The organism is Nocardiopsis sp. NPDC055824, from assembly GCF_053616335.1.
This window is the reverse complement of sequence record NZ_JBSHDN010000075.1, coordinates 16,963-29,957: the sequence shown is the minus strand read 5'-3', so window position 1 is coordinate 29,957 and position 12,995 is coordinate 16,963. Positions and strand designations below refer to the sequence as shown.

Genomic DNA, 12,995 nt, shown 5'->3' with positions numbered 1-12,995 from the left:
CCCCTACGACGCACCGGACACCGTGAAGACCGTCAACACGGCGCTGGTGGACGGCGACGGAGACGCACCGGCCCCGCAAGAACAGTCCGGGGAGTCGTCGACGCCGGGCCGGACAGCGACGGACAACGACGGCCCCGCCGCGTCCGGGTCCGGGTCCGGGACGATCCGCCGACTGCCGACCGGTGCCGAAGCCGACCGCTACGGCGACCTCCTGCACGACCCCGGCTACAACCCCAACGCCTTCGACGTGCTCCCCACCGCGACCCAGGACACGGTCTCCGCCTACACCCGCTCCCCCTGGCTGAACCGCTTCGCGCGGCTGAGTCCGTTGAACGAGGCGACGGTGCAGGCCGAACTGGACCGCATCCGGAACGAGAGCCGGGCCCACCCCGGATGGCAGGTCTACGAGATCGGCGGCGGCCGGTGGCCCGGCCTGGCACGGCTGGAGGAAGCCGCGGAGCGGGGCGGACTGAGCCCCGAGCAGGAGCGGATCGTGCAAGGCGTCCTCGGCAACCGGTACCCGGAGGCGGCGCTGGAGAACCTCCGCGAGCGCTCCGGACGCGCAGGCGAGATCGCCGATTCCCTCGCCCTGCGCGGTGAACCGGCGCACTTCCCCGACTCCTCGGAAGTCCTGGCGTTGCTCCGGCGCCTGGACCGCGCCACCGGCCGACCCTTCCCCGAGGGTTTCGAGGCCGTGCACGGCATGTACCACCACCGGCACCTGTTGGGCGAGGGCAGCACCGATCCCCGCACCCTCGCGGGGACCACCCACGTGGAACAGGGGTACCTCTCGATCTCCCTCGGTACCGCTCCGTCCGCGGCGGGCGGCTCCCCCATCGACCTGATGCGGCTGACCGTGCCGGAAGGCTCCCGGGGGCTGTGGGTCGGCGACCGGAGCGAACACCCCGGTGAGCGCGAGGTGATCCTCGCCCGGGGGACCCGCTACCGGATCACCGCGGTCGAGCCCTGGGGGCGCGGTTACCTCTTCCACGCCGAGATCCTGCCCCCCGCGCACGACGACGGGGCCGCCACGGCCCCGGCCTGGACGGGCGAGGTGCTGGACCGCATCGACCGGGCCCTGGACGCGGAGGACACGGCAGCGGCCCTGGCCGGGATACGCGGGGCGGCGGAACGCTTCACCGCGGACCTGGTCTCCGCTCTGCGGGATGCCGACGGCCCCGGCCGGACCCCGGCGATCGGCCGCCTCGAACAGTTGCGGGACGCGGCCGAGCGGCTGGGGGACCTGGCCTCGGAAATCTCCGACACCGACCCGGAGGCGGTCGCGGCCACGGTCGCCCTGGCCGCGGACCTCGCCGCCGCCGCGGAGAGCGTCGCCGCGCGCGGTGCCGCCGACGCGGCCGCGGCCCGGGACGCGATCCCCGAGCCGTCCGAGGTGGACCCCGAGAACCCGGACCGGATCACCGACGCCGCACGGGAGCGCGACACGGCCCTCACACGGGTCTCGGAAGCCGACACCGCGCGCGACGACGCCGAACGTGCCTCCCACATCGCCTACGAGGCCGCCGACATCGCCGCCCGCACCGCACGGACCACCGGACACGGTGCCGAGGCCCGGGTCGAGGAGGCGCGCGCGGCCGCCGAGACGGCGGACACCCGGCGCCGCGCCGCGATCACGGCCGCGGAGGACGCGGCCGACCGGCACGAGAGCCTCACCCGCACCGTCAACGTGGCCGCGAGCATCGCCGTCGGTATCGCCCTCGGCGACGTGACCGCCTCCCTCGGCGACGCCGCCGCGACGGCGGCCGCCCTCGCCCGGGCGCGGTCCATCGCCGACCTGACCCCCCCGGGCTCCACGGCGCGCATGAGACTGAACATGCGCATGGACGCGATGGGGCTCTCCGCCCCGGTCGGCTCCGGCGACCCCGTCGTCCTCGCCGTGACCGACATCGCCGGAGAGGTACGGGACCCGGACGGGGACGGCACCGGGATGAGCGACGCCGAACTCGACTCCCTCGCCCGTGGACTGGGACTGACCGACCCCGACGACGCGAAGCCGGACCTGGCGGAGGCCCCCGGCCCCGCGACCGGCACACCCCCGAGCGACCGGACGGAGCGAGGGCCGGAGGCGCACCCCGCGGCGGGCTCGCCCCTGGACACGTTCCACAGCGCCCTCAACACGCAGACCCCGCCCGTCCGGAGCGGACCGGTGACCGGGGAGGAGTCCTCCGGCCCCGGGGCCGAACCGTCCCCGCGACCGGTTCCGGCCCCGTCGGCGCCCGAGTCGAACACGGACGACGGGACCACCGAGGCCGCCCCTGCCGAGACCGGCGTTTCGCGGGGACAGGCGACACCGCCGGACCCGCTGACCACCGGGACCGGGAAGACGACGGAGGAGGCGGTGCGCCCGCCCGCGCCGCCCGAGGCCGAGACGCGCGTGCCCACAGAGGAGGCGCGGACACGGACCGAGGACGGGGGTCACGAGGAGGGCGCGCCTCCCCCGCCTCCCGCACCCGCTCCGACCGAGAACGACGGCGCCGAACCGGAGCCGTCAGCGCAGCCCGTCGACATCGACGTCACCACGAACACCGAGGACACGGAACAGCCTCCCCCGTCCCAGCAGCACGAGCACGACACCACCGCAGGGCCCGCCGAGACGGTGGACACCACGGGCAAGGTGGAGACCGCAGACCCCGTGGACACGACGGACACCACGGGCACGGAGCAGCCGCTCCCGCCCCAGCAGGAGAACACCGACCTCACCACGGACACCAGGAACACCACGCCCCCCGCGAACACGGAACAGCCTCCTCCGCCCCCGCCACCGCAGGAGAACACCGACACCACCGCAGACCCCGTGCACACGGCGGACCCCGTGGACACGACGGACACCACGGGCACGGAGCAACCGCTCCCGCCCCAGCAGGAGAACACCGACCTCACCACGGACACCAGGAACACCACGCCCCCCGCGAACACGGAACAGCCTCCTCCGCCCCCGCCACCGCAGGAGAACACCGACACCACCGTCGGCACGGACACGGAGCGCCCGCAGCCCGACACCGGCGACACCCGGCCACGGGAGGAGCCAGCGCCCCGGAACTACCCGGGTTCCGTGCGGCCGGACCGGACGGGCGTCCCCTACGACCTCGGCTACCTGTTGACATCCAACCTGGTCAACTCCAGCATGGTCCACGCCGAGCACCTGCGTTCGTTCGTGGACGACACCCTCGCCAACGACGCCGGACACGTCGACGCCACCGTGCGCGACGCGGTCAGGGAGCAGGTCGACGCCCAGGCGCGCAAGCAGACGGGCGTGTTCTTCGGACCGGAGGGGTTCTCCACGACGGTCACCGGAGCGGACGGCTCCACCTGGCGGGCGGATCTGCGACTGCGCTCCTCCCGCGGGGATTTCCACCACGCACCCACCCAGCCGGAACAGGGCACGGCCTCCACCGAGCTGAAGCTGGTGGACGAGGCAGGGGAGGCCAACCCTGCCGAGGGCAGCGGCAACCACGGCGGCACCAAGTTCGTCGGAGTGGGGTTCCAGGTCACCCCCCTGCTCCTCGGCACGGTGGGCGGCGCCGACATCGGCCCCCGCTTCACCTTCAGCTTCTCGGGGGGAACACGCCAACGGCAGACCGTGGACACGGCGGTCAGCGTCCACGACAGCTACACCAGCTACGAGATCAAGGGCAAGCCCGAGGTCTACGCCTCCGACCTGACCATGTCCTTCGATCTGACCCCCGTCCACGTCCCGAGGCAGGCAGCGGCCGGCGGCACCACCCAGGCGAACAGCGGCACTCCGCCGGGCAGCACCGACCCGAACAACGGCACCGGCTCCGACGACGACACCGCTCCAGCCGACGACACCCCGCCGGACCAGGCCGTGAACGCCCTGGCCGAGTCCTCCGACGGGGTGCTCCTGATCCTTCCGGGCGAGGTCGTGGCCAACACCGGCCCGGAGACGATCCACCTGCGGGACCCCTTCGCGACCGAGGACCACCAGCGCGGCCGGAACGACGACCACAGGCCCGTGGGACCGCACGCGGACAAGGGGCACCCCGTGTCGGTCGGCGACATCCGGTTGAGCGACGGGTCCTCCGACAAGTCCTTCCCCGACTGGATCGCCGACCACCTGTGGTCCCCGGAGCGGGACCGCGGGTGGTGGAAGTCCGCGGTCGACAAGGTGACGCCCGGGTTCGTCGACAGGCGCAGGCAGCAGAAGCTGGACGCCTTCCGCGACCAGGTCGGGGAGTCCTTCTCCAAGAAGTCCATCCGCAACAACCTGTCGGAGATGACCTCGGCGCCCGCGGTCTTCACCGTCACCGACCCCTCGGGCAGGCCCCGGCTGGTGAGCGTCCAGTCCGTGCCCACCGCCTACGACGCCAAGTCCCACACCATCCAGCCCGCGAAGTACATCAAGGGCAACAAGGCCGAGAACGAGAGCGGCAGCTCACTCCGGCACAGCGACTTCCTCGGCGGGACCCTGGGCGCGGGCGTCAGCGTGGACGCGGGAGCCGTGGGCGGCACCCACAGGGCCCGCGTCGACGCGCTGGCGGTGGAGGGGGGCGTGCGGGGACGGTCGACCGCGGAGAGCTCGCAGGTGTCGTCGGGATCGGTCAACCGCATGAACTACGGCAAGACCGAGTCGTCCGCCTACGACGTGCAGCGCAACTACTACGTGCACTTCGACGGCGAACCCGACGTGTACCGCTTCCAGGGCGACACCGTCGAGATCCTCACCGTCCAGGAGGCCCGCATCCTGAACGGGGACGAGCCCCCGGACAAGGTGCCCGCTCCTCCCGAGCCCGTCCGGACCGAGGGGGGCAACACGCAGCCCGGGACGGTGAACACCCCCGGGACCGTTCCCGACGCCACCGGCGACCAGCGGTCCGGGGACGACGGGAACCGGAGTGCGCCGGGCGGCGAACGGAACGGGGACACCGGGAACGAGGGCCGGGATCAGCAACGGGAGCGCGGGCCGGAGCAGGAACGACCGCCCGGCGAGCGGCCTTCCGGAGAGCGCCCGTCCGGAGACGAACAGCCCGGAAACCCGCGGCCCCCTCGTCCGAACCTGGCCGAGGAGCACCCGGTCACCTTCCACGGGGCCGTGCCCCGCGACTTCACCTGGCCCGACGGCAGCCAGTACCGCGACGTCGACGGGCAGCAGCGCAGCATCTACCAGCAGATCGCGCACGAGGTGCTGACCGGGCTGGCCGACAAGCTGCCCGGCCTGGTCCTGCCCGACATGGCGCGCGACCCGAAGAACTTCGCCCGGCGGCCCGGCCACGAGAACAGTGGCCCGTTCACCGGTTCCACGCGCGAGCACCGTCCCTTCCGGCGCGACCACGAGACCGCCGTCTTCAACACCCACAGGGTCATGGACGCGATCTCCGCGTCCGATTTCAAGGGCGGCACGGACGGCCTGACACTGCACGGCCGGCCCATCCACCTGATCGACACGGGAAGGTTCAACCCCGGCGCGCTCTTCGAGTCGGGCCAGAAAGTGATGCGCTCCCCGTTCGTCGCGGTACGCATCAGCGCGGACTTCTCCTCGCTCAGACACGCCGGAGAGACCACGAGGGGCACCGGGGGCGAGTACGCGGGCGGGACCGAGATCACCACCGCGGAGGGCTCTCAGAAGCGCAAGACGCTCCGGTTCTCCTCCGGCGGCTACATCCGCCGGATCGACGCCGTCGACGCGGCCGGCAACCCGAGCGACGGCGGCGTGTTCTCGGTCGCCCTCCAGATGAGCGACACCAAGGGGAAGAGCCGGGGCCTGGGCATGAAGTCCCAGAGCGAGAGGACCATCCAGTACGCGGAGGACTCCAGTGTCTGGAACTCCGGGGTCCGGTTCAGGGCGAGGCTCTACGAGGACGACGACCTCGGCATGGTCCTGGGCGGCGACACTCCGCTGTCCGACCGCGGAAAGGACCTGCTCAGCCGCCCGATCGAGGCGCTGGCCACGATGGACACGGCCAAGGCGGTGCCGGGCGGGGAACGCGGCGGCCGGGACGACGCCGCCCCCGCCCCGCGGGTCACCCGGATCCGACCGCTGCCGGTCGATCAGGTCAGGGAGATGATCGACGGTCCCACCAGGCCGACGCCGGACAGGGTCCGCAAGACGCGCGACGTGACCGGCGGTGTCAAGAGGTTGTTCGGCGGCGGGCAGAGCCGACGGCCCCCGGTCGAACAGGCGCCCGCCCCGGCGCCGGAGAACTCCACCGGGCAGCAGAACACCGGTTCCCGGACCGGCGGCGACCAGCGAACAGCAGCCCCCGACACCGACACCAACCGGCCGAACACCACGACCGACGAGGACACCGCCGGCCGACAGAACACCGACTCCCGGACCGGCGACGTCCGGAGACCGCCGGCCACGGAAACCACGGGCGGCGCCGACGACACCCGCACGAACGACGACAGCACCACCGGGCAGCAGAACACCGAAACCACCCGGGCGCCCGACACCGAGACCGCGCAGGACACCACCGGGCGGCAGAACCCTGCGGAGAACACCCCCGACACCCGCCCCGTCGAACAGCGCCGGGCCGAGAAGCTCCGCAGCACTCCCGCCACCGTCGAGAACGTCAACACCCGGTTCACCACCGGTGACGGCAACCGGGTGAGCAGCCTGCTCGAAGCCGCCTACGAGAGCTTCTCCTCCACCGCGCCCTGGGAGAGGGACGCAGACGGCCCGCGCCCCTCCAGGGGGCTCGGCAACGAGCGCAAGCTGCGGCACTTCCTGAGACGGGGCGAGGGAAGCAGACAGTTCTACGAGAACGCGCTCTCCCCGGAGAACCTCACGGACAACCCGGCGGCGCGCTCCTCCACCGGCGCACGCACCCGCACGGAGTCGAGCGGGGGCGCGCTCTCCCCGATGCACCTCCGCGCGACGTCGTCCACCCGGCTCGACATCGACTCGGTCGACCGCTTCGAGCAGTCCGACGGCGCGGTCGTCTTCAAGAGCAAGAACACCCTGGAGGTGTTCTCCAGGGACGGGAGGAGGACCGACCTGACCGTCCTGGCCACGGGCGGAGGCCGGGTCAACCCCAACCCCGTACAGCCGGCCGAGCAGTCCGCGGGCGGGACCGCGCCCGCGCCCAACTCCGCGGGCGCCCCCCTGATCCAGCTCGGCCCCTCCGCGGGCAAGAGCCTGTTCGACCGCTACACCCTCACCAAGCCCACGTCGCGGTTCAACGAGTCGGTCGAGTTCCACCCCAAGATCCCGATGTCGTACTCCTACTCCGCCTCGGGGCGCGTCACGCAGGCGCTGGAGTTCGTCAAGAACTGGAGCATCGGACCGACCTTCTCCCGCGACGCGCGCTACCGGGGATGGCAGGCCGACTCCGACAACCTGGAATCCGGACTGATCCACATCCGCGACGCCCACGCGTCGGGCATGGTCGAGGACCGGGTCCTGGAGGTCGACGGCGAGCTGGTCCGCGTCCCCCAGCCCGAACCGGAGCCGCCCGGGTCCGTGAAACCGCGCCCGGGTTTCGAGGACTCCGGCACGATGCTCGATCCGGTCGACCCCGACGAGGCCGTCCAGAGCCTCGTCGACGACCTTGCCTCACAGGGCTGGCAGCTGACCAAGGGCAGCCGGGAGATCATCCTGAAGGCCCTCAAGTCCCACACCGGACTCAACCCCAACACCGGCGTACCGGTGACGGTGAAGATCAGCCCCATCGACCACTCGATCGGGAACCTCAACGCCCCGACGAGCACGCCGCTGTCCCTGGACGCCACCGTGAGACTGCGGCTCGACAGGGACGACGCGAAGGTCGAGTACCTGGGCGGCAAGACGGAGTACCGACAGCGTCAGGGTTCGGAGGAAGGGGACAGGCTTCAGCAGGGCAGCGAGAGCTCCGCGTTCCACGGGGCCCACGGCTCGCTCCTGACACCGCTGCCCCAGTCGGGGGGCGACCAGCCCGGGGGCACCGCCCCGGCGAGCCGCCCCTACCTGATGGGCTTGCAGGGCGACGGCACCACGACGAACGCGCGCGGCGACGGCGGGATCGTCCGGGACACGGACAAGCGCTCCACCCAGCTGACCATGGAGACGCCCTACGCGCGGGTGTCGTCCGACACGCGGCTGACACTCGACCTGCACATCTCCGAGAAGCAGGGCAGGGCCAACTCCCTCCTGGGGGAAACCCCGGGCTCGCGCAGGCGCGACTTCACCGGTACGGGGAACTCGGGCCGGACTCAGGAGCTGTACCCGGCCTTCGCCCTCGACCTACGCAACGAAGCGAGCACGACCGGGGGGAACGGCACACCCCGGACGTCCACCGACGGCAACACCACCACCCGGGGAAACACCACCACCCGCACGACCACCGACGGCAACACCGCCACCCCCGCAGGGAACAACGGACAGCCCGGCGGACAGCAGACGGGGAACCGGACCGCTCCGGAGAACCCCTCCAACGACAACTACGCCTCACTGACCGACATGGCGCGCTCCTTGACGCCCGCCGGGGGCCCGGGGTCGCGAGACGCCTTCAACGACGCCCTGACCCTGCTCGCGTCCGTCGAGAACAAGGGCAAGGACATCCTCGACCTCGGCCGGATCGTCCTGGCGAAGTCGTGGGGCTGGAACCCGCCCGCGGACGCGGTCAGCGACGGGCGCTACACCCCGGAGGCCGTCGGGAAGGCGGCCGACTACGTGGCGGACAAGCTCAAGCTGAACTCCCGCAACAACGCCATCGACCAGACGCTCACCGAACTCGGCATCAAGGCCTCCTTCGCCGAGGCCGGCTCGGAGACGGGCGCCGAACTGCCCGAGCTGGGCCCGACCACGTGGATGATGCGCGCCGTCTCCCACCCGGAGACAGCGCGCATCAAGGACTACAACCCGAGCATGCGCCTGACCGACTCCTCGGAGACGGGCAGGACCTTCTCCCCGTTCCACAACGAGTCGTCCACGACGACCATGGGTTTCGAGGCGCGCCCCTCGGGACGCACCGGAACGGGGCCTCCGACGACGGCCACCCACTACGGCTCGGCCAACAACACGGGATCGTCCACGTCCGGAGGCGACACCGCACGGGGGAGCAAGCCGAAGGAGCCTCCCCACTCCGACCGCGTCCGTACCGGACCCGGCTACCTGGTCGAGATGGACACCGACGTGTTCATCGGGGCCAGGACCGAGCTGAGCGGCCCCTGGTACAAGCGCTCGGCACGCTACGTCGGGGACAAGGCCGCGTCCGCGGGCAGGGCGGTGCGCGGCGCTTTCGGCGGCCGGAGCACCCCCTCGTCCGTCCCGACCCGCCCGGCCCGGTGGCAGCAGGGCGGGACCACCGTGAAGACGACCCGGTGGATCTCCCACGGCGACGCGGTGAGGACGGGCATCATCACGCCCGACCACGCCAACCGGATCGCCCCCCTGACCGAGCGTTTCGCTGCGATCCAGCAGTCGCTCGCAGACGCGGAGAAGGCCTATCTCAACGCGCGCTGGCCTCTGGACAAAGCGGCCTCCGACCGCATCGCCTCACCCGACGACCCGCAGGTCCAGGCGCGTTACAGGAACCTGGAGACCACCTACGAGGACCGGCGGGAGGACTTCGACGAGGCGGTACGCAACTGGGTGACGGCACTCCGGGAACTGCGCGACGGCCTGGGCGACCTCTCGTCCCTGCCCCGGCCGCGCACCGCGACCGCGCCGGCCCTCGACACCATCCAGGAGGAGCCGTCGTCTCCTCCTGCTCCGGCACCGCAGCAGAACGCCCTTGACCCCGCCGCCGACCCCGAGGCCGTCGAGCTGCCCGAGCGGCAGCCCGGGCAGGAGGGCCGGCAGCCCGAGCAGGACACCGAACAGCGGGACACCGACCCGAACCTCCTGGACACCCTCGGCTCGGCCCTCAACATCCGGCCGCGGGAGGCCGGGGAGGAGGAAGCGCCTCCCCAGCCCCCGCAGAGGAACACCCCGGACCCCGCGACCACCGAGCTGCCCGAGCGCGACAACCGGCCGCAGGAAGACGTGCCGAGGCAAGCACCTGAGCCGAGCGCGGCCGAGGTGCTCGAACGGGCGCGGCAGAAACTGGCACGGGACACAGTGATGGGCAGGGCCCTCCAAGGCCAGGACGGTTCCTCCCGCAACGAGACCGCTCCCGCCGACAACCGCCCGGAACGCCACTCACGCAACCAGTCGAAGGGGCCCCTCAGCCACACGGACCAGCGTTCGGGCCCTTCCTCCGAAACGCACGCCCGGCCCGAGTCCGCGACGGTCCGGAGACCGAGGATGTGGGCGACGCCGACGGGGGAGGACGGGAACGGGCCGTCCCGGCACGAGGCGGCCCTGCCCGGCGACCAGGCCGAGACCCGTCGCGGCCCCGCCCCGGAGCGCGCCGACAGCCCCGCCGACAGATACACGGCGAACGACGAGGAGAACCTGTACGACGTCAGTGACGACGAGGAGGAGGCACCACGCCCCCGCTGGCTCGACAGGCACTACCCGGAGGCGGCCTCGCTCAGCGGGGAAGAACGCAGAGAGCTGATGCGATCGCTCATGGAACGGTCCCTGGCGGTGGGCCCGGCCGTTCCCGAAGGGTTCCGGTACGACCCGGACCTGGGCGGTCCCGACGACATCGCCTGGATCGAAGCCCGGGGAGCGCAGCGTTTCCCCCCGGAGTCCGACACCACCGCCCTGCTCGGTCCCTCCACGGCCCCGAGCGCACCGCAGCAGCAGGACCGGCCTGCGGAGGATCGGGACCAGCGGCCGCAGCCGACACCGTCCGAGGAGGAGATGGCCGCGGCGGCCCTGGACGCGGTGCTCACCTTCGACGGGCAGCGCCTCCCCCTCCACACGGGGACCGGACCCGACCACGGCACAGACCTCCCTGCGGACCAGGACACCCTCTCGGAGGCGTCCACGCCGGACTCGGACACACTCAGGGACATGCGGCTGCGGCTGGAGCGGCTGCGCTCGTCGAGCCCGGCCCCTTCCGAGGGCGACCGGCCGTCCCCGGCCGACACCGGCCCGACGGGGGACCACGGCCGGCAGAGCTCTCCCGAGCGGACCGGCCGCGCTTCCGAGGAGCAGCCCGCTCCCCGCCGACCGCAGACCCCTGACCTGCCCGCCCCCTCCACGGACCCGGACCGGAGCGAGTGGGACAACCGGCTCCGGGCCATGCAGGACTGGAGGGCCAACTGGCAGCACAGGGCGCGCACACCGGAGGAGGAGGACCGCCTGCGGCAGGAGTGGAGGGCCCGGTGGTCGCTGCCGACCACGACCAGACCGGGCGGGAGCGGACCCTCCCAGCACGGCACCGACCCGTTCGGCGGCCGTGCGGCGCAGGGTTCCCCCGACCGGGCACAGACCCCCAGCGCTCCTGAGAGCCGGCCCGTCCCCCCGACGGAGACCGCACGGGAGGAACCGCGCTCCCCCGCCCCGACCGGGACGGAACCGGCCCCCGACAACCCACCGCGGAGCCGAACGAGCACGCAACCGTCCCGACCGGCCCCCGAGGAAACCTCCGGTCCCCCGTCCCGACCGACCCCTGAGGAAACCCCCGCCACCCGACCCCTCACCCAGGACCGGGGCGACGAGGGTTCCTCCACCCTGCCCCAGGACCGCGCGGACGCCTCCCAGCAGGAGGGGACCGCGCCCCCGGCCGAACAGGCGCCCCTGATCTCCGGCCCGGCGGCCGACCTGTTCGCGTTCTTCGCCCAGGAGCTGAACGGCACCGTGGACAAGGGGGACGGCAACTCCGCGCAGGACACCACGCGCACACCCTCCGGCGAGGAGACGACCGCGGAGCCCGCCCCTGTCATCGACGACGACCGGACCCAGGATGCCTCGTCCCCCGAGACGGCGCCCGATGTGGCCGGGACCAACCCGTCCCGGAAGCGGTCCGAGGGCGAGGACCAGGACACGCCCGAGAACGAGGACGGCGACGAGGAGAACAGCGAGGACGACGCCGAGGACGCCCCCGGGAGCGACCGGAAGAAGGACAACGACGAGGACGGCGCCGGAGGCGGCACCGGCTCCAGCGGTCACAGGTCCGGAGGCGACGGCGGCAACGGCGGCAACGGCGGCAACAGCGCTGACCGATCCGGCAGCGGTGACGGTGACCGGCCCAGCGACCGTTCCGCAGGCGATGACGGCTCCGAGGGCAACAGCGGAGCCCCAGCCCCCCAGGGGGACGGCAGCCACTCCTCCGCGCAGCCGCGATCCGACTCCGCGACCGCTCCCCCGGGGGACGCCCCCGCCGGCACCGGGCAGAACCCGTCGAGCGACGCGCCCGCCGGAGCCGAGGAGCCCGGCCAGGACGGCACCCAGGAGAACCAGGGAAGCGACGACCGACCGGCCGTCGAGGCCCTCGGGCTGGAGGACAGGCCCGACGGAGACCCCCGGTTCCCGAGCGACCTCTCGAACGGAAGGGTTATCGGCACCATTCCGGAGAACCGCACAGGAAGGGACGACAACGACCGGATCATCACGGTCGACGGGAAACCGCTACAGGACTTCCAGAGCGACCTACTCGTCAGGCGCGCCGAGGAGGTCAAGAAGATCCTCAGGGGAAAGACCCCCGTGAGGGTGGACACGGGGACCTTCCACAACACCAAGGCGAACCGCCCCTCGGGCCCGGACGCGGGCCCCTTCACCGAAGCCGCCATCAGTTTCGGGGACCCGGGAGGAAGGAACGGCGCGGTGAACGCGATCGTCGTGGACCGCGTCAGCGGGAAAGTGGCGGAAGGGCACAACGGAAGGACCACGTACTCCGTCATCCCCGAGGACGAACTGCACCCCAAGCTGAAAGAGCGCTTCGACGCCATGTACAGCGACGGGGGCTACCAGGTGTACGGTGCCGACGGAAATCCCGTGACGAGGGCGGACGGCAGCCCGGAGACCACCCCCTACCCGTTCAACGACATACCCGCCCGGCACGCGGAGATCAAGGCGCTCAACGCACTCCTCTGGGAACGCGACGGCGCGGAGATCAGTGATTTCCAGCTCGACGCCTGGTTCACCCTCAAGAACGACGGTTCGCTCTGAGCGTGCTGCACCCACATCACCATGGGATCGCCCG

General features: G+C 72.3%; 1 protein-coding gene. It reads left to right on the top strand.

The genetic code is table 11. The features are described 5' to 3' along the window. The first annotated feature begins 22 nt into the window (after window positions 1-22). The gene (locus ACWGL3_RS16815) at window positions 23-12,961 is read left to right on the top strand and encodes an ADP-ribosyltransferase (protein WP_452461499.1); all 12,939 of its coding nucleotides are present in this window, start codon (window positions 23-25) and stop codon (window positions 12,959-12,961) included. Window positions 12,962-12,995: the final 34 nt, after the last annotated feature.